Here is a 21,270-nt window from a genome sequence, read left to right on the forward strand (position 1 = left end):
GCTCTCGAGAGAATCCATGCGCAGGGTGGTGGTCACCGGACTCGGCATCGTTTCGCCGTTGGGCTGTGGCGTGGACGTCAATTGGCGGCGGCTCATCGCCGGAGAGCACGGCTTTCGCCGCATCGACACCTTCGAGGCGTCGGATCTCCCGTGTCAGATAGCAGGTTTCGTGCCGCGCGGAGACGGTTCCAACGGAACCTTCGATCCCGACGCCTGGTTCGAGCCGAAAGAGCAGCGCAAGGTCGACGACTTCATCATCTATGGAGTCGCCGCGGCCACTCAGGCGCTGGCCGACGCCGGCTGGAAGGCCGACACGGCGGAAAAGCAGAACACGACCGGCGTGCTGATCGGCTCCGGCATCGGCGGCCTCGGCGGCATTTATGAGACCTCCATCACGCTGAAGGAGAAAGGCCCGCGACGCGTGTCGCCTTTCTTCATCTCCGGCCGCATCATCAATCTGGCCTCCGGCTATGTGTCGATCATGCACGGCCTCAAAGGGCCGAATCACGCCGTCGTCACCGCCTGCTCCACCGGCGCGCACGCCATTGGCGACGCGGGCCGGCTGATCGCGCTGGGCGAGGCGGAGGTGATGGTGGCCGGCGGCGCCGAATCGCCGGTCAATCGCATCGGCGTCGCGGGCTTCGCGGCCTGCAAGGCGCTGTCGACCGGCTTCAACGATCGTCCCGAGGCGGGCTCGCGGCCCTATGATCGCGATCGCGACGGCTTCGTGATGGGCGAGGGCGCCGGCTGCGTCGTGCTCGAATCCTATGAGCATGCGGTGGCGCGCGGCGCGCGAATCTACGCCGAGCTGATCGGCTATGGCATGTCCGGCGACGCTTATCACATCACCGCGCCCGCGCCCGACGGCGACGGCGCCTATCGCTGCATGGAGATCGCACTGAAGCGCGCCGGCCTGCGCGTCTCGGATGTGGATTATGTGAATTCCCACGGCACCTCGACGCCGCTCGGCGACGAGATCGAGCTGCAGGCCGTGCATCGCCTCATCGGCAATGAGGCGCCCAGCCTCTCCATGTCCTCGACCAAATCGGCGATCGGGCATCTGCTCGGCGCGGCCGGAGCCGTGGAGGCGATCTATTCCATATTGGCGCTCACCCATGGCGTCGCGCCGCCCACGCGCAATCTGGACAATCCCTCGGTCGCGACCGAAATAGACCTCGTGCCGCACAAGGCGCGGGAGCGTAAGATCGATATCGTCCTTTCCAATTCCTTCGGTTTCGGCGGCACCAACGCGTCCCTTGTCTTCCGGCGCCCGCAGTAGCGGCGCCGCCGCGTTCGTGCGCGGCCGTGGACGAAGGGCGTTCCTGATTTCGCCACAAAGAACGATAGGGTAACGGACGCGCGAGCGCCGCAAAGTCGTCGCAATCCTTCTCGGCGCGCCGCCGCGGAGGCGTTTTGTTCGGTCCGTCGCGTTTTTCTGGTCGGTGTGATCCGAATCACGACACGGCCCGAAACCAAAGAGACGGAGTTTCCCGATGAGCGATGCTCCCAATGATTCGTCCGAGACGCCCAAGGATGGCCCGTCCGAGGCCCTAGGGCAGGACGCGAAGGGTACGGAGGCCGCGGGCCCGGAGCCCACAGGCGCGCAGTCTCAGAGCCAATCCTCCTCATTCTTCCGCCGCCGCGCCAGCCTGCGCGGCTCTGGCGGCGCGGACGCTCCGCCGCCGCCCCCGCCGCGCCGCAAGCGGGAGGGAACGCTCTCCGCGCTCAGCAGCCTGCTCTCCTTGCTGCTGGTTGTGGCCGTCGCCGGCGTTTTCGGCCTCATCGCCGTGCTGCACAAGCTGCGCGAGCCAGGCCCGCTCGCGGCCGAGAAGATCGTCTACATCGCCCCGCACAGCGACGTTCCCGAGATTCTGGCGCAGCTCGAGCGCGACGGCGTCATCGACAATCCCATGCTGATGAACATCGCGCTCCTGATCGAGGGCGTGCGCGGCAAGCTGAAGCCCGGCGAATACGCCTTCAAGCAGAACGCCAGCCTGCGCGAGGTGATGGACGAGCTCATCAACGGCCGGCAAATTCTGCATGGCGTCACCATTCCCGAAGGGCTGACGACGGATCAGATCGTCTCGCGCCTGCGCGAGAGCGACGTGCTCGCCGGAGACATGACGGAGCTGCCCAAGGAGGGCGCGCTGCTGCCGGAGACCTATAAGGTCGCGCGCGGCTACCCGCGCGCCAAGCTGCTGCAGAAGATGCAGGAGGATCAGCGCAAGCTGCTCGATCAGATCTGGGCGCGCCGCAATCCCGACCTTCCCGTCAAGACGCCCTATGAGCTGGTGACGCTCGCCTCCATCGTCGAGAAGGAGACCGGCAAGGCCGATGAGCGGCCGCGCGTCGCCGCCGTCTTCGTCAATCGCCTGCGCAAGGGCATGCGGCTGCAGTCCGACCCCACCATCGTCTATGGCCTCGTCGGCGGGCGCGCGACGCTCGGCCGCGGGATTTTGAAGTCCGAGGTCGAGAAGTGGACGCCCTATAACACTTACGCGATCGACGGCCTGCCACCGGGGCCGATCGCCAATCCGGGCCGCGCGGCGCTGGAGGCGGTCGCCAATCCTTCGCGCACGCAGGAGCTCTATTTCGTCGCCGACGGAACCGGCGGCCATGTCTTCGCGGAGACGCTCGAGCAGCATTCGCGCAATGTCCAGCGCTGGCGTCAGATCGAGAAGGACCGCGCTCAGGGCGTCGATCGCCTGGAGCCCGGCGCCGTCGTCGGGCCGACGCAGCCCGCCCCGCGGGAAAAGCGTGGCGACGCGGCTTTCGGCCGGCTCGTAGCGCTGGCCGATGCGCAGATGGAGCCGGTGACGGCCGCCGATCCGCGCCATGGCGCGCTGAAGCGAATCGGCGCCGCTCTGCCGTCCATCCCGTTCGAATATGCCGGCGACAATGAGGAGAGCCTGCGGCTCGCGGCCGAGCGCGCCGCCGTGGCGCGGGTCGCGCCGCCGCTCTTCACCACGCAATTCGCCCAGCGCGCCCAGCCCGAGGCGCGCGCCGCCGTCACGATGATCGCCGCCGCGGCGGATGATTCGCAGGCCGGCTCCGATGAGCTGGCCGAGGACGATGGTCTCGATTCGTCGGCGAGTTATCCGGTCTCCGCCACTCTGCGCGCCGAGCAGCGCGCCCGCGCCGCGCGTCTCGGCTTGGCGGTCGAGGAGCGGCCCGTGGACCGCCCCCTGCCGCTCTCCGCTTCGGCCGCCGACGCCGGCCAGGCGCCGCGCGCCGCCCGCGCGCGCGCCTTCGACGCTTCGGAAGGCACGGCGCTCGATCCGCTGCGGGATCGCGGCTGGGATTTGAACTCCGCCAAGACCGTGCCGGATGTGGCCAAGTTTCGGTGACGAAGCAGCGAGATGGCGAATAGCGCGTAGCGAATAGACTGCCGCTCGCTACTCGCTGTTCGCGCCTACCAAGGATCGCAATGTCTCTCGCCAGCATGACCGGCTTCGCCCGCGCTCACGACAGTCTCGGACCGTGGCGCTACGCATGGGAAATCAAGACCGTCAATTCCAAAGGGCTGGATCTGCGGCTGCGCGTTCCGCCCAATTTCGATGCGGTGGAGGTGAAGGCGCGCGCGCTGATCTCCGGCCGCATCGCTCGCGGCTCCTGCTTCGCCAATCTCACCGCGCGACGCGACGACGCCGTGGTCGAGACGCGCATCAATCGCCCCGCGCTGGAGCGTCTGCTGAAGGCGTTGGACGATGTGCCGCTGCACGCATCCTTGCGGCCGGCTTCGCTCGATGGTCTGCTCGCCGTGCGCGGCATTGTCGAGGTCATAGAGCCGGAGGACGATGAGGAGCAGCGCAATGCGCTCGACGCGAAGGTGCTGGCGACATTGGCGCAAGCGCTCGAGGCGCTGACCGCCTCGCGCGCTTCCGAAGGCGCGGCCATTGGCGATGTGCTGACGGCGCGTCTGGCGCGCATCGGCGAATTGACCGCGCAGGCGGAGGCGCTGCCCGGCCGCTCGGCCGAGGCGGTGCGCGCGCGGCTCGCCAGCCAGATCGCGGCTCTGCTGGAGACGGGCCATTCCTTCGACGCGCAGCGCCTGCATCAGGAGGCGGTGCTGCTCGCGGTCAAGGCCGACATTCGCGAGGAGCTGGACCGGCTGAAGGCCCATGTCGTGAGCGCCGGCGAGCTGATCGGAAAGGGCGGCCCGATCGGCCGCCGCCTCGATTTTCTCGCCCAGGAATTATCCCGCGAGACCAACACGCTCTGCGCCAAATCCAATGATGGCGCGCTCACCGCGCTCGGCCTCGAGCTCAAGATCGAGGTGGAGCAATGGCGCGAGCAGGTGCAGAACATTGAGTGAGGAGAAAATTGCGAATAGGGAGTAGCGCGAAAGACGCGCTCCCTTCGCCACTCGCTATTCGTTGGATCTGAGATGCCCACAACGCCAGACCGCCGCGGAATCGTCCTCATTCTCTCGTCGCCCTCCGGCGCGGGGAAGACGACGCTGACGCGCATGCTGCTGCAGAACCGCGAGCTCGACCTCACCCTCTCGATCTCGGTGACGACGCGCCCGCGCCGCTCCAGCGAGGTCGACGGCATCCATTATTCCTTCATTTCCAAGAGCCGCTTCGAGTCGATGCGCGACAGCGGCGAATTGCTGGAATGGGCGGAGGTGCACGGCAATTATTACGGCACGCCGCGCGCGCCGGTGGAAGAGATTTTGCGCGAAGGCCGCGATGCGCTCTTCGATATCGATTATCAGGGCACCCAGCAGGTGCGCGACAAGATGGCCGCGGACACTGTCACCGTCTTCATTCTGCCGCCGTCGATGAAGGAGCTGCGCGCGCGTCTCGAGCGCCGCGCGGAAGATTCGCGCGAGACGATCGAGCGCCGTCTCGAGAATGCGCGCAATGAGATTCAGCGTTGGAAGCAATATGATTATGTGCTGGTCAACGACGATCTGCAGCGCACTTTCGACGATCTTCTCGCAATATTGCGCGCCGAGCGTCAGCGTCGGCCGCGTCGCCTGCCGGGCATAGAGGCTTTCGTCGCGCGTCTTTTGAGCGAGTGAGGCGATTCTCCCCGCGAACGGGGAGAGGGGGAAATGCGCCGCATCGAGAAGGATTTCGGTTTCGCCATGACATCCGCAAAGCTCTTCGTCCCGATCATCGCGGCGCTATGCGTCGCCGCCTGCAATTCCGCGCAGCCCGTCGCGGTCGCGGTCGCGCCGGCGCCCGCGGTCGCGACGCGCAATACGACGCCGGCGGGCTTCGAGCTGCCGGAGGGCTCCGGCTGCTCCGGCGCCATCCGCCGCTATCGCGCGATCATGGACAATGATCTCGCCATGGGTCACGTGAATCAGGGCGTCTATGCGACGATCCAGAACGAGATCGCCGCCGCCGCCTCGGCCTGCGCGGCGGGTCGCGACGCTCAGGCTGTCGCTCTGGTGCATGCGAGCAAGGCGCGTCACGGCTATCCGGGCTGAGTCGCGACATTTCGTCCGAATCGCATCGCGAGCGGGTCACATTGGAAGCAATCTCAACTCGCGCCGTTGTGGCGAGCCGAGCCTTTAACTACCTTCATATTCAAGCTGTAGCGCATTCATGGACGGGCGACGTATCGCCCGCCGCGCGCATGGCGGTGGGCCGGTTCTTGCTTCGCTTCACGCGGGGCGTGGGCGAAGGCGTCGAAACGATTCATCGAAAGGCGTGAAATGAAATCCTCCCGTATTCTTCTCGTCGCCGCCGCTCTCGCGGCGGGCGTCGGCGCCGCCGTCGCGGCTGACGAGACCTCTCTCGAAATCTCCATCAAGGATCACCGATTCTCGACCTCCGAGCTGCATGCCCCTGCCGACAAGCCGATCACCATCGTCGTGAAGAATCTCGACTCGACGCCGGAGGAGTTCGAGAGCAAGGCGCTCAAGATCGAGAAGGTCGTCGCCGGCAAGGCCGAGATCACCGTGCGCGTGCGCCCGCTGAAACCCGGCCGCTATCATTTCGTCGGCGAATATCACGAGGATACGGCCAAGGGCGAGCTCGTCGTCGAGTAAGGATCACACCATGCTGGGCGCACTCATCATCGTCTTTCGCGAGGTCATAGAGGCGGGTCTCGTCATCGGCATCGTGCTCGCCGTCACGCGCGGCGCGCGCGGCTCGCGGGCCTATGTCTTCGGCGGCGTGGCGGCGGGCGCGCTCGGCGCCGGCGTCGTCGCGCTGTTCGCCGATGCGCTGTCGCAGGCCGTCGCCGGCCGTGGGCAGGAGCTGTTCAACGCCGGCGTCCTCGCGGTGGCGGTGGTGATGCTCGCCACGCATAATATTTGGATGGCGCGCCACGGCCGCGAGCTGGCGAGCGAGCTGGCGGCGGCCGGCCGCGCCGCCGTCTCTGGCGAAAAATCCTTTCTCGCTTTGGCGGTGGTCGTCGCGGTGGCCGTGCTGCGCGAGGGCTCGGAGGTGGCGCTGTTCCTCTACGGAATTCTCGCCTCGGGCGAGACGGCGGCCGATCTCTTCGCCGGCGGCGTGGCGGGCCTCGTGCTCGGCGCGGGCGTCAGCGCGCTCACCTATTTCGGCCTCGTCACCATTCCGGCGCGGCATTTGTTCGCCGTGACGACGGCGATGATCACTCTGCTGGCGGCGGGCCTCGCGGCGCAATGCGCGGGCTTTCTGCAGCAGGCCTGGATCGTCACCGCCCTGTCGCAGACGGTGTGGGACACATCGGGCGTGCTGCCGGATTCGAGCCTCTTCGGCCGCGTGCTGCATACGCTGATCGGCTATGTCGACCAGCCGACGGCGTTGCAGCTCGTCGCCTATGTGGCGACTCTGGCGGGCATTATCATCGCCACGCGCCTCGCCTCTCCGCGGCCCGCCGCCGCCAATGTCCACGCCGCGGCGGAGTGATTGTTGGTATCGAAAAAGCCAGTCCCTTCATCCTGAGGAGGCCCCGAAGGGGCCGTCTCGAAGGATGGGGGGCCGCGCCTCCTGAAGCATCCTTCGAGGCTTTTTGCGTTCCGCAAAAAGCGCCTCAGGATGAGGGCGCTGGCGGTGTTACTCCGCCGCGTCCTGCTCCTGCGCGCCGCGCGCGAGCCGCTCGGCCTTCAGCAATTCCGCGACGAGGAAGGCCACCTCTATCGCCTGCTCGGCGTTGAGGCGCGGATCGCAGGTGGTGTCGTAGCGCACGCCCAGCTCCTGCTCGGAAATATCGCGCGCGCCGCCCATGCATTCGGTGACATTCTGTCCCGTCATCTCGAGGTGAATGCCGCCGGCATAGGTGCCTTCGGCGCGGTGAACCTCGAAGAAATTGCGGATTTCCGCCATTACGCGATCGAAAGGCCGGGTCTTGCGGCCGCCGGCGCTGATCGTGTTGCCGTGCATCGGGTCGCAGCACCACACGACATTGCGCCCTTCGCGGGCGACGGCGCGCAGGATCGGCGGCAGCGCCTCGGCCGCCTTGTCGGAGCCGAAACGGCAGATGAGCGTCAGCCGCCCCGGCTCGTTCTGCGGATCGAGCTTGTCGATGAGGCGCAGCAGCGCGTCCGGCTTCAGGCTCGGCCCGCATTTGAGGCCGATGGGGTTCTGAACGCCGCGGAGATATTCGATATGGGCGCCGTCCTCCTGGCGCGTGCGGTCGCCGATCCAGAGGAAATGGCCGGAGGTGGCGAAATAGCCGCCCTCGAGCGAATCGACGCGGGTCAGCGCCTGCTCATAGCCGAGCAGCAGCGCCTCGTGAGAGGTGTAGAAATCCGTCTGCCGCAGCTCTGGATGATGCTCGGGATCGAGGCCGATGGCGCGCATGAAGCCCAAGGTCTCGCTGATATGGTCGGCGAGCTGCGAATAGCGGTCCGAAAGCGGGCTGTTGCGCACGAAGCCCAGCATCCAGCGATGCGCATTGACGAGATTGGCGTAGCCGCCCGTCGCGAAAGCCCGGATGAGGTTGAGCGTCGCCGCCGATTGCCGATAGGCCATCAGCTGCCGCTGCGGATCGGGCGTGCGGGCGGCGGCGGTGAATTCGATGTCGTTGATGATGTCGCCGCGATAGCTCGGCAGCTCCAGCGCGCCCTGCTTCTCGGTGGGGGCGGAGCGCGGCTTGGCGAATTGGCCGGCGATGCGGCCGACCTTCACCACGGGCGAGGCCGCCGCATAGGTCAGCACCACCGCCATTTGCAGGAAGACGCGGAAGAAATCGCGGATATTGTCGGCCGAATGCTCGCTGAAGCTCTCGGCGCAATCGCCGCCCTGCAGCAGAAAGGCGCGGCCGCCCGCGACCTCGGCGAGCGAGCGCTTGAGGCTGCGGGCCTCGCCGGCGAAGACGAGGGGCGGAAATCCGGCCAGCTGCCGCTCGACATCGGCGAGCGCCGCCTGATCCTGATAGATCGGCGTCTGCTCGATCGGTCTCGCTCTCCAGCTTCCGGGCGTCCAATTCTCCACTGGCCTGGCTCCTGCTCGCCGCTCCCCCGCGCGGCCCAGCTATACAGGAGCCGGCCCGCGGAGGCGAGCTTTTGCCGGCGCGCCGCAAGCGTCGCCTTATCCCCTCGGCCTACCCTCGGCTTTTCCGCAGGGTGACACGGCGCGCGGTTTCTCCTATCCTGACCAGCGCTATTTTCGTACGAGCGCTTTTTTCATGCCTGTCTTTTTGTCGGATTTCGTTCACGCCGCCCGTTGGCTCGCCGCTCTCGCCGTTCTGCTCGCCCACGCCAATGTGCTCATCTCGCTGAGCGACATAATGGTCGCGCCGCATGGGCCGCTGGTCTATCTCTGGTGGTTCCTCACCGCCTTCTCGCATCAGGCGGTGACGGTCTTCTTCGTGCTGTCCGGCTTTCTCGTCGGCGGCCGCGTCTTCGCGGCCATGGAGCGGCGGACGCCCTTCCTGCGCGCCTATTTCGTCGATCGCTTCGCCCGCATCTATCTGGTGCTGGTCCCGGCGCTGGCGCTGACCTTCGCTCTCGACGCGCTCGGCCGCGCCCTCTTCGCCGGCGCGGGCATCTATGAGCTCCCCGGCCTCGAGGGCGCCTATGAGCCCTCGCGCATTCTCTCGGCGCTGGCCATGCAGCAGAATATCTGGGCGGGCCAGGCCGGCACCGACGGGCCTCTGTGGTCGCTGGCCTGCGAGTTCTGGTACTATCTGCTGTTCCCGCTACTGCTGCTTCCGTGGGCGCGCGCCTATTCGGAGCCCGTGCGTCTTGTCGGCTTTTCCTTCGGCGCGCTGTTGCTGCTCCTTCTCTCGATTCCCTCCTCGCGCGTGCCTTTCGGCTTCGTGCTATGGGCCATGGGCGCGCTGGCGGCGCGCGCGAAGCGCCCGCTCCTCTCCGCCAAATATCTGTCGCTGGGGATTTTTCTCGCGGCGCTCGTCGTCGGCCGCCTCGCCGCGCGCGGGCCGCTCTTCGAGGCGCATCCGGTTCTGCACGACATCGCCGACGCGCTCACCGCGGCGACGCTCGCCAATCTGCTGACGACGCTGCGCTTTTCGGAAAGCGGCTTTGCGCTCGGAGATTCGGCGCTGCATCGCCGGCTCGCGGATTTCTCCTTCTCGCTCTACGCCACGCATATGCCGATCGTTTTCTTCTTCTGGGCCGGAGCCGGCCATATTTTCGGCGTGGACTGGCACAAGCTTCTGCCGACGCCGACGCATTGGCTCGCGGCGGCGGCGCTGCTCCTCGTCGCCGTCGCGACGGCCTTCGTCTTCTCGCGTGTGACCGAGGCGCACACGCCGGCGCTGCGGCGGTTTCTGCACGCGGCTGTCGCCGCGCTGGACCGGCGCGCGCGGCTCGGCGAGCGCGCCCGCTGGGTTGGCCAAGGTCGAGCCGAGGGGCTATAACTCGGCCCTGTCCACCATTTTTTCATTTGGAGCGATCCATTCGCTCCAAAGCCGTCGGAGACACATGCCCGTCCTTCTGTCGCAATTCATCGAGGCATGTCGTTGGGTGGGCGCGCTGCTCGTGCTCGCCGTCCACTCCACCAATATGTTCGTCAATCTCGCCGACATAATGAGCGCGCCCCATGCGGCGAGCGTCTACGCCTGGTGGTTCTTCGTCAGCTTCGAGCTCGGACATCAGGCCGTCGTCGGCTTCTTCGCCATCTCGGGCTATCTCGTCGGCGGCGCGGTGCTGGCGCAATTGCGCAAGGACAAGCCCTTCCTGCGCGATTATCTCATCCATCGCTTCGCGCGCATCTATATCGTTCTCGCGCCGGCGCTGCTCGTCACCGCCGCGGTGGATGGGATCGGCCGCGGCTGGCTCGGCGACAGCGGCGTCTATGACTGGCCGGTGTTCAAGGACCATTATCGCGCCGATCTCTTCCTCGGCTCATTGGCCAATCTCTCGGCGATCTATTGCGATTTCTTCGGCACCAATGGGCCGCTCTGGTCGCTCGCCTGCGAGTTCTGGTATTACATCTCTTTCCCGCTGCTGCTGCTGCCCTTCGCCCGCGCCTATTCGCTGCGGGCGCGCGCTTTCGGATTCGCGCTCGGCCTCGCCATTCTCGTCGTGATGTCGATCCCGTCCGGCGGCTGGTTTCGCTTCGGCTATCTGCTCTGGGGCCTCGGCGCGCTGGCGACTCTGGCGCGGCGCCCGCTGGTCCAGTCGCGCTGGATCGCGCTGGCCCTCTATGTCGCGGCCGTCATCCCCATTCGCCTTCTGGTGCGCGGCCCCAATCTCGAGGCCTTCCCCTATCTCGCCGATCTCGCCGATACTTTGTCGGCGGTCCTCTTCCTCAATCTCGTGGCGACGCTGCGCTTCGGGCCGCAGCAAGGCTGGGCGCTGTTCCAGCCGCAGCTGCATCGGCGGCTCGCCGATTTCTCCTTCTCGCTCTACAGCGTCCATATGCCCGTGCTGATTTTGGCGCGCGCCCTGGCCGATCGGCATTTCGGCGCGCTATGGGCGCGCGAGCTGGCGACGCCTGTCCATTGGCTGGTGATGGCGGCGGTGATGACGGCGGCTGTCGTCTTCGGCTTCCTCTTCTCGCGCGTCACCGAGGCGCACACCAATTCCGCTCGGCGCGCGCTGCGCAACGCCTTCGAGGCGGCGGAGGAGCGTCGGCGTCGGCGCCTCCCGCAGCCGCTCGAGGAGCTGGAGCGCGCGCCGCAAAAAGCCGACGCCTGAGGCTGAAGGTCATCCGTGCCGCCCTCTGTCGACGAAACGTCGCATCCCTCCTCTAATGGTGAGGACCCGAGGCGGGCCGCCGAAGGCGCGCGCCCGCGGGGACGCATGAAAATGAAGACGATGCCGCCGGCCGGCGCGATCGCGGGCGATTCGCCCTTTCTCTGGGTCATGCGCTTCGATGCGGACGGCGCGGCGACGCTCGTCGCCGATCACGATTCCGCGCAGCTCGATGCGGACGTCGACGGCTATTTCTGGGTCCATCTCAACGTCGCCGATCTTCGCTATCGCGACTGGGTCGCCGGCCGCCGGCAAATGCCGGCGGAGGCCCGCGCGCTGCTCATCGATCAGGACGGCCATCAGCGGCTCGACGCCGACGAGCAGGCGCTATGGGGCGTGCTCGCCGACTACGGCCGCGATCTCGAGCGGGAGGAGGACGTGCTGCGCCCCTTGCGCGTCGTCGTCACCGAGCGCTGCATCGTCACCGCCCGCCGCTACGCGGTCGAATCGACGGCCGCCATTCGGCAAGCGGCGCTGGAGGGCCAGCGGCTGCAAACGCCGCTCGATCTCTTCGAGGCGCTGGTGACGCGCAGCCTCGTCGCCATGGACATCGGGCTCGAGAAGCTTCTCGCCAAATTCAACAAGATCGAAGATCGCGTGCTCGACGACGAGGCGCATGACGATCGGCGCGATCTCGGCGCGCTGCGCCGCCAGACGATCCGCCTGCGCCGCGAGCTCGCCGACGGCCAGCGCGTCTTTTCCCGCACGGCCTTCTCGCCGCGCGTCTCGCCGCCGACCCATGCGGCGCTGCGCCGGCTGACGCAGCGTTTCGATTCGCTGCAGCAGGAGCTGCAGGCGGTGGAGGAGCGCGCGCGGCTGCTGCAGGACGAGATCGTCTCCAATCTCACGGCGGAGACCAATCGGCAGCTCTATGTGCTGACCATTCTCGGCACGCTCCTGATGCCTCCGACCTTGATCACGGGCCTCTTCGGCATGAACACGAAGAATCTGTTCTTCGCCGATAATGAGCAGGGCACGCTCTATGCGACGGCGATCTGCGTCGCCTCGGCCGCGGCGGCCTTTCTCGCGCTGGCGTGGATCAAGCGCCGCGACAGCTAGCGGAGCGCGCGCCCGTTCGCGGGGAGAGGGCCGGCGGCGAGCCGCCCGCGCCGATCGGCCTCACGCCGCCGCGAGGCTCTCGAACAATCCCCGGCCGTCGATTCCGCCGACCAGCGGATCGATGAGATTTTCGGGATGCGGCATCAGTCCGAGCACATTGCGCCGCTCGGAGAAGATTCCGGCGATGTCGTTGCGCGAGCCGTTGGGATTGGCCTCGCCGCCGACGCGGCCGAGCGAGTCGCAATAGCGGAAGGCGACCAGCCCCTCGCCCTCGAGCCGGGCGATCGTCTCGTCATCGGCCTCGTAATTGCCCTCGCCATGGGCGATGGCGACCTCGATCGTCTGGCCCTGCCGATAATGGCGGGTGAAGGCGGTGTCGGCGCGCTCGACGCGCAAATGCTGCATGCGGCAGACGAAGCGCAGATTGGCGTTGCGCATCAGCACGCCCGGCAGCAGCCCGCCCTCGCACAAAATCTGAAAGCCGTTGCAGACGCCGAGCGTCAGCCCGCCGCGCGCGGCATGGGCGCGCACCGCGTCCATAATGGCGGCGCGGCCGGCGATGGCGCCGCAGCGCAGATAATCGCCATAGGAGAAGCCGCCCGGCAGCACGACGAGATCCGTGCCCGCGGGCAGCTCGGTCTGCGAATGCCACACCATCGCCGGCTCGTTGCCGGTGGCTTGGCGAAGCGCGCGCGCCATATCGCCTTCGCGATTGGAGCCGGGAAAGACGAGGACGGCGGCTTTCATGGGATCAGATCTCGATCTGGAAATTCTCGATGACGGTGTTGGCGAGCAGCTTCTCGCAGGCGGCGCGCAGCCGCGTCTCGGCGAGGGCGCGGTCGGAGCCCTCGAGCTCTATGTCGAACACCTTGCCCTGCCGCACGCCGCCGACGCCCTCGACGCCGAGCGAGGCCAGCGCGCCTTCAATGGCTTTGCCCTGCGGATCGAGCACGCCGTTCTTCAAGGTGACGATGACGCGGGCTTTCATGCGGCGGCTTCCCTGTTTGGGCTTCGGAGGCTGGCCGCAGGGTTAGCGGGGGACGCGCCGGAGCGCAAGAATTTCTGAGGGCGAGAGAATTTCTGCGGGAGGGAATTTCGCCGTGACGCTTCAGGTCGAGCGCGCGCGCAGCGCGTAGACGAAGCCCATGGCGCCGAGCAGCGCGATCGTGGCGGCGAACACGGGCTGGCCGGCGGCGAGCGTCAGCATGACGGCGACGAAGGTCGCGACGCCGATCACCGAGGTGACGACGAAGGAGCCGACCGGCGACGCCCCGCGGCCGCTCGCGGCGCTGCGCCGGCGCGGCGGGCTGGCGACGGCCGCGACCACCGCCTGATAGGCGGGATCGAAATTGATGCGATCGATGAAGAGCGGCGGCGCGGCATAGGGGAAGCCGCCGGAGGGCGAGGCGAAATCGCGGTCATAGGCGGCGGCCTCGAAGGCGCCCGGCCCGGTCTTGGTCACATAGAGATCGATGGTGGCGGTGTCGCGCTCGCCGTCGCGGACCAGAAGCGCGGCGCGAATCGTCGGCGCGGCCTCGGCGGGATTGCGGGAGGGAAGGCGCGCGCGCGGAACGGTCTCGGCGGCGTCGAGAAATTCCCGCACCGTCTCGCCGCGCGCTTCCGCCGCCGCGCGCAGGGCGGTCTGCGCCTCGCGAATGACGATGCGCAGTGGAATGCGCTCGCCGATGAGGCGCGGCAGGCCGGAGAGCGCCGCCGCGCTCGGCCCATAGGCGGAGCGCAAGGGCGCGTTCTCGCCGGCGAGCGGCTCGTCGGATTCGGCGCCGAGCGGCATGGCGAAATTGCGATAGCCGGCGGGCAGCGCGTCGCGGAGGCCCGGACCGGGCGGGGGCGGCGGCTTGGCGGCCGTCGTCGCGGTCTCGACGCTCGTCTCTTCCACCGGCTCGGCTCTCGCCGTGACCTGCGAGACGCGCGACAGGGCGCGCACGCTGGGCGCTCGGGAGGTGACGGCGGAAATCGGCGAGACCATGATTCGTGACCATCCATGGCGCGTCGGACGCGCATCCAGTTTCCGGCGTCCGGCTTGCGCGAGGCTGATCTCGGCGCAAGCGCAGCGATTATCGGCGCCCCATGTCGATGGCGGGTTACAGAAAAGAGTCGAATGCCGCCGACCTCGCTCTATCTGCCTCGTCAGCGAGTGAGGGGCTCCCAATGCATGCGGTCTCCAACTATCCGGGACGTCGGCGCGCCACGCAGGAGGCGGCGCGACGGGAGGTTTTCGCCGTCGTCGACTCGCTCGCCCGCGAGATGCATCCGCGGCGCGGCGCGCCGACGGAGATTTCGCTGTCCAGCCGGCTCGAGCAGGATCTCGGCGTCGACAGTCTGGCGCGCGCCGAATTGAACATGCGGCTGGAGCGCGCCTTCCACGCCCCTCTGCCGCTCGAGGAGCTGGGCCGCGCCGATACGGTCGGCGATCTGCTGACGGCGCTCGAGAAGGCCCCCGGCGCCGAGCCGCCCGCCTTCGCCGAGCCTTCGCCGGCCGAGGCGCTGCCGCATATTCGCGCCGCCTTCGAGGCGAGGACGCTGACCGAGGCGCTGGACTGGCACGCCGCGCAAAATCCCGAGCGGCTGCATCTCACCTTTCTGCGCGACGCCGCGACGCCCGGCGGCGCGCTCACCTATTGGCGGCTCGCCGATGAGGCGCGGCGCGCGGCCGAGGGGTTCGTCGCCCGCGACGTCGCGCCGGGCGACCGCATCGCGCTGATGCTGCCGACGGGCCTCGATTTCTTCGTCGGCTTTTTCGGCGCGCTCTACGCCGGCGCCATTCCCGTGCCGATCTATCCGCCCATGCGCATGGCGCAGATCGAGGAGCATCTCACCCGGCAGATCGGCATTTTGCGCAATGCGGGGGTGCGGCTGCTCGTCACCACGCCGGAGGGTCTGCGCCTCGCCGGCCTCGCCCGCGGGCGCGTGGAGAGCCTCGAGGCCATCGTCTGCGTCGCCGATCTCACCAGCGGCGCCAATGGCGCGCCGCTGCCGCCGACGCGCGAGGCGGGCGCGACCGCCATGCTGCAATATACGTCCGGCAGCACGGGCGATCCCAAAGGCGTCGTGCTGAGCCACGCCAATCTTCTCGCCAATGTGCGCGCCATGGGCCTCGCCATCGGCGCCAGCTCGGCCGACAGCTTCGTGAGCTGGCTGCCGCTCTATCACGATATGGGGCTCATCGGCGCCTGGCTCGGCTGCCTGCATTTCGGCGCGCCGCTCTATGTCATGTCGCCGCTGACCTTCCTCTCGCGGCCGGCGAGCTGGCTGGAGGCGATCGACCGCCATCGCGGCACGTTGAGCGCCGCGCCCAATTTCGCCTTCGAGCTATGCCTCGACAAGATCGATCCGGCGCAGATCGAGGGGCTCGATCTCTCCTCGCTGCGCATGGTCGCCAATGGCGCCGAGCCCATTTCCCCGCGCACGATCCGGCGATTCGCCGAAAAATTCGCCAGATACGGCTTTCGGGCGGAGGCCATGGCGCCGGTCTATGGGCTCGCGGAAAATGCGGTCGGCCTCGCCTTTCCGCCGCCCGGCCGCGCGCCGGCCGTCGACCGCATCTTTCGCGAGGCGCTGGCGACCGACGGCCGCGCCGAGCCGGCGGGGGAGGGCGCGGGCGCGCTGGAGATCGTCGGCTGCGGGGCGCCGCTGCCGGGTCATGAGATTCGCATCGTCGACGCCGCCGGCCGCGAGCTTTCCGAGCGCCGCGAGGGGCGGCTGGAGTTTCGCGGCCCCTCGGCCACGACGGGCTATTTCCGCAATGAGGAGAAGACCAGGGCGCTGATTCGGGGCGGCTGGCTCGACAGCGGCGATCGCGCCTATATGGCCGGCGGCGAGATCTATGTGACCGGGCGGGTCAAGGACATTGTGATTCGCGCTGGGCGGCATCTCTATCCGCAGGAGATAGAGGAGGCCGTCGCCGCGCTGCCCGGCATTCGCAAGGGCTGCGTCGCCGCTTTCGGCGCGGCCGACATGGAGACCGGCACGGAACGGCTGATCGTCGTCGCCGAGACCTATGAGACCGTGCCCGAAGCGCTGGGCGCGCTGGAGACCAAGGTTCAGGCGGCGGTCGCCGCCGTCTGCGGCGCGCCGGCGGACGAAGTCCGCTTCCTGCCGCCGCGCTCGACCCCCAAAACCTCGAGCGGCAAGATTCGCCGCAGCGCCGCCAAGGCGCTGTTCGAGGAGGGTCGGCTCGGCGAGCCGCGCGGCCCGGTCTGGCTGCAGATCGGCCGGCTGGCGCTGCTCGGCCTATGGCCTGCGCTGCGTGGGGCGGCGCGGCGGGCGGGCGAGCTCGCCTATGCCTTCTGGTGGTGGCTCATCGTCTGCGCCGGCTATTTCGCCGCCTGGTGGGCGGTGATGATCCTGCCCCGCCGCTCGCGCTGGCCCGCCGTCCGCAAGATCGCCGGGACAATGCTCGGCGCCATTGGCGCGAAGGTCACGACGGAGGGGCTGGAGCGTCTGCCGACGGGCGGCGCGGTGCTCGCCTTCAACCATTCGAGCTATGTCGACGTCATGCTGCTCGCCGCGAGCCTGCCGGGCGAGCCGGCCTTCGTCGCCAAGAAGGAGCTGGCCGGGCAGATGTTCGCCGGGCCGTTCCTGCGCCGGCTCGGGGCGCTTTTCGTCGAGCGCTTCGACATTGCGGCGAGCGTGGCCGATGCGGAGAAGCTCGCGTCTGCGGCGCGGGAGGGACGCAATCTCGTGTTCTTCCCGGAGGGAACCTTCACGCGCCGCGCCGGGCTCTGCGGCTTCTATCTCGGCGCGTTCAAGATCGCCGCGGAGGCGGAGCTGCCGGTCTACCCCGGCGTCTTGCGCGGAACCCGCGGCATGTTGCGGGGCGAGCAATGGTTCCCGCGCCGCTCCGCGCTGTCGCTCGCCATTCTGCCGCCGATACGGGCGGGCGGGAGCGATTTCCTCTGCGCGCTGCGGCTGCGCGACCATGTCCGCGCCGCCATTCTCGCGCGCTGCGGGGAGCCGGATTTGAGCGAATTGTCCAAGCCGAAGCGGGGAGAAGCGTAGCGGAGGGGGCCTGCGCGCCCTACTCGTCCTCGCCGAAGCGGTTGCCGACCAGCGCCGCCAGCGCCTCTATCGCCTGCGAGGCCTGCGGGCCGGCGGCGGTCACGGTGATGGTGGAGCCTTGCGCCGCGCCCAGCGTCAATATGCCCATGATGGAGCTGCCGCCGACCGTGTCCCCGCATTTGGAGACGGTGATCTCGGCCTCATAGGCCTCGCAGCATTGGACGAATTTGGCCGTCGCCCGCGCGTGCAGGCCCTTGCGGTTGACGATGGTGAGATCGCGGACGATGCGGCCGTCATCGGCGGCGGCGGAAACGGATTGGTCGGTCATTTGGCGTTGAGGACTCGGCTGGCGATATAGACATATTTGCGCCCGGCGTCCTGGGCTTGCAACACTGCCTGCTCGAGCGGAGCCGATTCGCGCACCGAGGCCAGCTTGATGAGCATGGGCAGGTTGATGCCCGCCAGCACCTCCACCTTGCCGCCATTCATCACGGAAATCGCCAGATTGGAGGGGGTGCCGCCGAACATGTCGGTCAGCACGACGACGCCGTCGCCGCTGTCCGCCTCGGCGATGGCGTCGATAATGTCCCGGCGCCGACGCTCCATATCGTCCTCGGGGCCGATCGAGATCGACACGAGCTGCTTCTGCGGGCCGACGACATGCTCGAGGGCCGCGCGAAACTCCGTGGCGAGGTGGCCATGGGTCACCAGGACCATTCCGATCATTCGCAGCTACCGCTCATGAAGACCGTCTCGCAGGAGAACGAGATCGTCGAAACCGGAGAACCGAAGCAGACCGCATTGCGGCTCACCAATTTACTAACGCGAATGTCGCCCCGACGTTCGCAGCGTTTCGGGCGCCATTTTGTGCGTTGCGGCGAAATTGGCAAGCGAAAACCTCCGGTCCTCGTTAAAATGCTACAAACTGATGAATAAACGAGAAAATCTTCCGCGCCGCGCCGGCCTCGCGGGCGTCCGCGGCGAGCCGCGGCAGCCTCACGCCGCACAGATCGGCCTCCGCGTCCTCCTCCGGCGGGTAGCGGGGCGGCGGCTCGTCTCTTTCTCCACATAGATCGATGAGACAGCGGAGCACCCCCGCAGGCTCGAATTCGGCCGGCAGAACGCCTCGGCCGCGCTCCTCTATCGCTCCGGCTATGGTCGGGTGCGGGCGCGCCAGCAGGCGGCCGTGACGGCGGACGAGCGCGACCCGATCATCGCCGATAAGCCGCGCGAACAGCCCGCGCCCCTGCGCGAAATGGATCAGCTCGAGGCAGAGCCCGCTTTTGCCCGCGCCGGACGGCCCGCGCAGCAGCGCGCCGGCCGGGCCGATGAGCAGGGCGTTGGCGTGAATCATGATCTGCTCCTCGGCCGGCTCGGTCTGGCGAGGCGCGCCGGTCATTTCGCCGCCGGCAGCCAGAGCACGAAGCGCGCGCCCAGCACCACATCCTCCGGCGCGATCTCGTCGGTTCCCTCCGGCTCCGCCCGCGTGCGGTTCATCGCGCGGATGCGGCCATTGTGCGCCTCGACGATCTGGCGCGAGATGGAGAGGCCGAGCCCGGAATTCTGGCCGAAGCCCTGCTCCGGCCGATCCGTGTAGAAGCGCTCGAAAATGCGCTCGAAGGCATGGGCGGGAATGCCCGGCCCGTCGTCGTCGACGATGATCTCATAGCCGTCGATCGGCTGGCCGCCCGGCCCCATCGCCTGCTCCGGCCGCAGATAGACGCGCACATCGCCGCCCTCCGCCGAGAAGGAGCGGGCGTTGCCGATGAGATTGTCGAACACTTGCGCGAGGCGCGAATCATGGCCGAGGATGCGCCAGCGCCGCCGCGGATCGGCGGGCTGAATGTCGAGCGTGACAGTGACGCCGTCGCCGCGATCGAGGTCATGCGCCATGCCGACGACGGTCTTCAGCACGCCGGCGACATCGACAATGTCCATGTCGGCGCGGGCGAGCTCGGCGTCGAGACGCGAGGCGTCGGAAATATCGCTGATGAGACGGTCGAGCCGTCCGACGTCGTGCTTGATGATGGTCAGCAGGCGCGAGCGCGCATTCTCGTCCTTGACGATGGGCAGAGTCTCCACCGCGCTGCGCAGAGAGGTGAGCGGATTCTTCAGCTCATGCGCGACATCGGCGGCGAAATGCTCGATCGCCTCTATGCGATTGTAGAGCGCGCGCGTCATGTCGCGCAGCGCGCCGGAGAGATGGCCGATCTCGTCCTGACGCTGCGAGAAATCGGGAATCTCCTGCCGTGATTTGACGCCGCGGCGCACGCGCTCGGCCGCCTCGGCGAGGCGGCGCATGGGCTCGGCAATGGTGCCGGCGAAGAGCAGCGACAGCAGCAGCATCACGCCGGCCGAGACCAGGAAGATGCGGATGATGCCCCAGCGCTCCTGCGCCAGAATGGCGTCGATGTCGCCGCCGAGCGTGGAGAGAAGCAGCGCGCCGCGCACGGAGCGGAAGCGCTGCACCGGCACGGCGACGGAAATGATGGTCTCGCCCTTGGCGTTGGCCCGCACCACGGAGAGCGCGCCGCCGGTGAGCGCGGCGGCCACTTCGGGATAGGCTTTGCCATTGCCGGCGCCGATATCCTCATAGAGCGGCAGCTCCGGCCGGCGCGTCCAGCGGCGCAGCGCATTCACGCCCTGCTCGAGATAGCTGGACGATTCGCTCGCGCCGCCCGGCGGCCCGAGCTCGAAGCGCAGAATATTGGAGCGTCCGGTGACGGAGCGCGAATCGAGCAGCAGATAGCCGTCGCGATCATAGATGCGCGCGCGCGTGCGCGTCGGCGAGACGAGACGGCGCAGCAGCGGGCCGATGCGCTCGGGATTGAGCGAGAACTCCATCGACGGCTGGCTGCCCTCCGCGAGGCTGTAGCTCTCGCCGGGCGCGAGCCGCAGCAGCTTCTCGGGATCGATGGTGATGGCGTCCGTATCGACGGTCGCGGAGGCGGCGATCGCCGCGGCGATGATCTCGCCCTGCGTCTGCAGGCTCTGCACGCGCGCGTCGATCAGGCCTTCGCGAAATTGGTTGAGATAGAGAAAACCGCCGAGCAGCGCCACGAGGCCGCCAAGATTGAGCACGACGATGCGGCGTGTGAGCGAGGACGACAGGCGCGACTGAATCGCGCGCGTGAGCCGCGCGAAGCGAACCGACGCGGCGCGGCCGATTCGCTTTTGCCGCGCCTGCGTCTCGGCGACGCCATGTTCATTGTCGGTCGTGACTGTCATGAGCCGTTATGGGGCTTCCTTGAAGCGATAGCCGACGCCATAGAGCGTCTCGATCATCTCGAACTCATTGTCGACGACCTTGAACTTCTTGCGCAGCCGCTTGATGTGGCTGTCTATGGTGCGATCGTCGACATAGACCTGATCGTCATAGGCGGCGTCCATCAGCGCATTGCGGCTCTTCACCACGCCGGGGCGCTGCGCCAGCGCCTGCAGGATGAGAAATTCCGTCACCGTGAGCACGACGGGATCGCCCCTCCAGGTGCAGGTATGGCGCTCCGGGTCCATGACCAGCGCGCCGCGCTCCAGCACCTTGGCTTCCGATTCCTTCTGCGCGGCGGCTTCCTTGGGATTGGCGCGGCGCAGAATGGCCTTCACGCGCTCCACCAGCAGGCGCTGCGAGAACGGCTTGTGAATGAAATCGTCGGCGCCCATCTTGAGGCCGAACAATTCGTCGATCTCCTCGTCCTTGGAGGTGAGGAAGATCACCGGAAGGTCGGATTTCTGCCGCAGACGGCGCAGCAGCTCCATTCCGTCCATGCGCGGCATCTTTATGTCGAAAATGGCGAGGTCCGGCGGATTGGCGCGCAAGCCATCGAGCGCGGCGGCGCCGTCGGTGTAGGTTTGAACGCGGTAGCCCTCGCCTTCCAGCGCGATCGAGACGGAAGTGAGAATATTGCGGTCGTCGTCGACGAGAGCGATTGTCGGCATCTTCAACCTTTACTGTTTACGTCCGATATCGGGCTCGATGTTCGCTTCGGGGGCCTCGATTTTTGCGCCCGCGCGACTCGTCGTCTCGGCGGCTCGCCTCGCCGCTTTGGAACATCGCCGTTCGGGCGCCACGTTCCAAGGCGTTGGCGGCCGAA

The 21,270-nt window shown here is 67.7% G+C and carries 20 protein-coding genes; 11 read left to right on the top strand and 9 right to left on the bottom strand.

Annotated features, from left to right (window positions below; genetic code table 11):
- Positions 1-16 precede the first annotated feature (16 nt).
- From fabF to ACT53T_RS01505, 7 genes are all read left to right on the top strand, one after another.
- Complete coding sequence (gene fabF / locus ACT53T_RS01475; RefSeq protein ID WP_026191559.1) at positions 17-1,279, top strand: beta-ketoacyl-ACP synthase II; 1,263 nt, start codon at positions 17-19, stop codon at positions 1,277-1,279.
- A 214-nt stretch (positions 1,280-1,493) separates the two neighbouring features.
- The gene (mltG, locus tag ACT53T_RS01480; RefSeq protein WP_476159638.1) at positions 1,494-3,347 is read left to right on the top strand and encodes an endolytic transglycosylase MltG; all 1,854 of its coding nucleotides are present in this window, start codon (positions 1,494-1,496) and stop codon (positions 3,345-3,347) included.
- 80 nt (positions 3,348-3,427) lie between these two features.
- On the top strand, positions 3,428-4,315 hold the full coding sequence (locus ACT53T_RS01485) for a YicC/YloC family endoribonuclease (RefSeq protein WP_476159640.1): 888 nt from the start codon (positions 3,428-3,430) through the stop codon (positions 4,313-4,315).
- A 72-nt stretch (positions 4,316-4,387) separates the two neighbouring features.
- Positions 4,388-5,026 carry a guanylate kinase gene (gene gmk / locus ACT53T_RS01490; protein ID WP_018267296.1) on the top strand — a complete coding sequence of 213 codons (639 nt, stop codon included), beginning with the start codon at positions 4,388-4,390 and terminating at the stop codon, positions 5,024-5,026.
- 33 nt (positions 5,027-5,059) lie between these two features.
- The gene (locus tag ACT53T_RS01495; RefSeq protein WP_476159641.1) at positions 5,060-5,440 is read left to right on the top strand and encodes a hypothetical protein; all 381 of its coding nucleotides are present in this window, start codon (positions 5,060-5,062) and stop codon (positions 5,438-5,440) included.
- A gap of 228 nt (positions 5,441-5,668) precedes the next feature.
- Positions 5,669-6,004 carry a cupredoxin domain-containing protein gene (locus tag ACT53T_RS01500; RefSeq protein WP_476159642.1) on the top strand — a complete coding sequence of 112 codons (336 nt, stop codon included), beginning with the start codon at positions 5,669-5,671 and terminating at the stop codon, positions 6,002-6,004.
- 10 nt (positions 6,005-6,014) lie between these two features.
- The gene (locus ACT53T_RS01505; RefSeq protein WP_400770196.1) at positions 6,015-6,848 is read left to right on the top strand and encodes an FTR1 family iron permease; all 834 of its coding nucleotides are present in this window, start codon (positions 6,015-6,017) and stop codon (positions 6,846-6,848) included.
- Between the two features lie 147 nt (positions 6,849-6,995).
- Here ACT53T_RS01505 and ACT53T_RS01510 read toward each other — a convergent pair whose 3' ends face one another.
- A complete protein-coding gene (locus ACT53T_RS01510; RefSeq protein ID WP_476159643.1) occupies positions 6,996-8,375 on the bottom strand; it encodes a class II 3-deoxy-7-phosphoheptulonate synthase in 1,380 nt (459 codons plus the stop codon).
- 193 nt (positions 8,376-8,568) lie between these two features.
- Here ACT53T_RS01510 and ACT53T_RS01515 point away from each other — a divergent pair, with 193 nt between their 5' ends.
- The 3 genes from ACT53T_RS01515 (at position 8,569) to ACT53T_RS01525 (ending at position 12,160) form a co-directional block, all read left to right on the top strand.
- Positions 8,569-9,762 (top strand): acyltransferase family protein, encoded by a 1,194-nt coding sequence (locus ACT53T_RS01515; protein ID WP_476159644.1) that lies wholly within the window; start codon positions 8,569-8,571, stop codon positions 9,760-9,762.
- A 64-nt stretch (positions 9,763-9,826) separates the two neighbouring features.
- Positions 9,827-11,044, top strand: coding sequence for an acyltransferase family protein (locus ACT53T_RS01520; RefSeq protein WP_476159645.1), 1,218 nt, complete (start codon positions 9,827-9,829; stop codon positions 11,042-11,044).
- A gap of 111 nt (positions 11,045-11,155) precedes the next feature.
- Positions 11,156-12,160, top strand: a complete 1,005-nt coding sequence (locus ACT53T_RS01525; RefSeq protein WP_476159646.1) for a CorA family divalent cation transporter — start codon at positions 11,156-11,158, stop codon at positions 12,158-12,160.
- 60 nt (positions 12,161-12,220) lie between these two features.
- On the opposite strand, the gene purQ is transcribed toward ACT53T_RS01525, so the two are convergent.
- The 3 genes from purQ to ACT53T_RS01540 form a co-directional block, all read right to left on the bottom strand.
- Positions 12,221-12,907, bottom strand: a complete 687-nt coding sequence (gene purQ / locus ACT53T_RS01530) for a phosphoribosylformylglycinamidine synthase subunit PurQ (RefSeq protein WP_476159648.1) — start codon at positions 12,905-12,907, stop codon at positions 12,221-12,223.
- 4 nt (positions 12,908-12,911) lie between these two features.
- A complete protein-coding gene (purS, locus tag ACT53T_RS01535; RefSeq protein ID WP_400770190.1) occupies positions 12,912-13,148 on the bottom strand; it encodes a phosphoribosylformylglycinamidine synthase subunit PurS in 237 nt (78 codons plus the stop codon).
- Positions 13,149-13,268: 120 nt separating this feature from the next.
- Positions 13,269-14,147: a hypothetical protein gene (locus tag ACT53T_RS01540; RefSeq protein WP_476159650.1), complete on the bottom strand. Its 879-nt coding sequence runs from the start codon at positions 14,145-14,147 to the stop codon at positions 13,269-13,271.
- A gap of 182 nt (positions 14,148-14,329) precedes the next feature.
- Here ACT53T_RS01540 and ACT53T_RS01545 point away from each other — a divergent pair, with 182 nt between their 5' ends.
- A complete protein-coding gene (locus tag ACT53T_RS01545; RefSeq protein ID WP_476159651.1) occupies positions 14,330-17,179 on the top strand; it encodes an AMP-binding protein in 2,850 nt (949 codons plus the stop codon).
- A 19-nt stretch (positions 17,180-17,198) separates the two neighbouring features.
- Here ACT53T_RS01545 and ACT53T_RS01550 read toward each other — a convergent pair whose 3' ends face one another.
- From ACT53T_RS01550 to ACT53T_RS01570, 5 genes are all read right to left on the bottom strand, one after another.
- Positions 17,199-17,507: an HPr family phosphocarrier protein gene (locus ACT53T_RS01550; protein ID WP_476159653.1), complete on the bottom strand. Its 309-nt coding sequence runs from the start codon at positions 17,505-17,507 to the stop codon at positions 17,199-17,201.
- A complete protein-coding gene (locus ACT53T_RS01555) occupies positions 17,504-17,905 on the bottom strand; it encodes a PTS sugar transporter subunit IIA (protein ID WP_036293661.1) in 402 nt (133 codons plus the stop codon). Before ACT53T_RS01555 ends, ACT53T_RS01550 begins: the two co-directional genes overlap by 4 nt.
- Positions 17,906-18,089: 184 nt before the next feature.
- Positions 18,090-18,578, bottom strand: coding sequence for an HPr kinase/phosphorylase (locus ACT53T_RS01560; protein WP_476159654.1), 489 nt, complete (start codon positions 18,576-18,578; stop codon positions 18,090-18,092).
- Positions 18,575-20,407 (bottom strand): stimulus-sensing domain-containing protein, encoded by a 1,833-nt coding sequence (locus tag ACT53T_RS01565; protein WP_476159655.1) that lies wholly within the window; start codon positions 20,405-20,407, stop codon positions 18,575-18,577. Before ACT53T_RS01565 ends, ACT53T_RS01560 begins: the two co-directional genes overlap by 4 nt.
- Before the next feature lie 6 nt (positions 20,408-20,413).
- Positions 20,414-21,115 (bottom strand): response regulator transcription factor, encoded by a 702-nt coding sequence (locus ACT53T_RS01570; RefSeq protein WP_018267279.1) that lies wholly within the window; start codon positions 21,113-21,115, stop codon positions 20,414-20,416.
- Positions 21,116-21,270 lie beyond the last annotated feature (155 nt).

It is taken from the genome of Methylosinus sp. DMC45, from assembly GCF_056313885.1.

Excerpts from the sequence above, each read along its gene's own strand:
- fabF (WP_026191559.1), top strand. The coding sequence starts at position 17 with ATGCGCAGGGTGGTGGTCACCGGACTCGGCATCGTTTCGCCGTTGGGC.
- mltG (WP_476159638.1), top strand. The coding sequence starts at position 1,494 with ATGAGCGATGCTCCCAATGATTCGTCCGAGACGCCCAAGGATGGCCCG.
- ACT53T_RS01485 (WP_476159640.1), top strand. The coding sequence starts at position 3,428 with ATGTCTCTCGCCAGCATGACCGGCTTCGCCCGCGCTCACGACAGTCTC.
- gmk (WP_018267296.1), top strand. The coding sequence starts at position 4,388 with ATGCCCACAACGCCAGACCGCCGCGGAATCGTCCTCATTCTCTCGTCG.
- ACT53T_RS01495 (WP_476159641.1), top strand. The coding sequence starts at position 5,060 with ATGCGCCGCATCGAGAAGGATTTCGGTTTCGCCATGACATCCGCAAAG.
- ACT53T_RS01500 (WP_476159642.1), top strand. The coding sequence starts at position 5,669 with ATGAAATCCTCCCGTATTCTTCTCGTCGCCGCCGCTCTCGCGGCGGGC.
- ACT53T_RS01505 (WP_400770196.1), top strand. The coding sequence starts at position 6,015 with ATGCTGGGCGCACTCATCATCGTCTTTCGCGAGGTCATAGAGGCGGGT.
- ACT53T_RS01515 (WP_476159644.1), top strand. The coding sequence starts at position 8,569 with ATGCCTGTCTTTTTGTCGGATTTCGTTCACGCCGCCCGTTGGCTCGCC.
- ACT53T_RS01520 (WP_476159645.1), top strand. The coding sequence starts at position 9,827 with ATGCCCGTCCTTCTGTCGCAATTCATCGAGGCATGTCGTTGGGTGGGC.
- ACT53T_RS01525 (WP_476159646.1), top strand. The coding sequence starts at position 11,156 with ATGAAGACGATGCCGCCGGCCGGCGCGATCGCGGGCGATTCGCCCTTT.
- purQ (WP_476159648.1), bottom strand. The coding sequence starts at position 12,907 with ATGAAAGCCGCCGTCCTCGTCTTTCCCGGCTCCAATCGCGAAGGCGAT.
- purS (WP_400770190.1), bottom strand. The coding sequence starts at position 13,148 with ATGAAAGCCCGCGTCATCGTCACCTTGAAGAACGGCGTGCTCGATCCG.
- ACT53T_RS01540 (WP_476159650.1), bottom strand. The coding sequence starts at position 14,147 with ATGGTCTCGCCGATTTCCGCCGTCACCTCCCGAGCGCCCAGCGTGCGC.
- ACT53T_RS01545 (WP_476159651.1), top strand. The coding sequence starts at position 14,330 with ATGCATGCGGTCTCCAACTATCCGGGACGTCGGCGCGCCACGCAGGAG.
- ACT53T_RS01550 (WP_476159653.1), bottom strand. The coding sequence starts at position 17,507 with ATGACCGACCAATCCGTTTCCGCCGCCGCCGATGACGGCCGCATCGTC.
- ACT53T_RS01555 (WP_036293661.1), bottom strand. The coding sequence starts at position 17,905 with ATGATCGGAATGGTCCTGGTGACCCATGGCCACCTCGCCACGGAGTTT.
- ACT53T_RS01560 (WP_476159654.1), bottom strand. The coding sequence starts at position 18,578 with ATGACCGGCGCGCCTCGCCAGACCGAGCCGGCCGAGGAGCAGATCATG.
- ACT53T_RS01565 (WP_476159655.1), bottom strand. The coding sequence starts at position 20,407 with ATGACAGTCACGACCGACAATGAACATGGCGTCGCCGAGACGCAGGCG.
- ACT53T_RS01570 (WP_018267279.1), bottom strand. The coding sequence starts at position 21,115 with ATGCCGACAATCGCTCTCGTCGACGACGACCGCAATATTCTCACTTCC.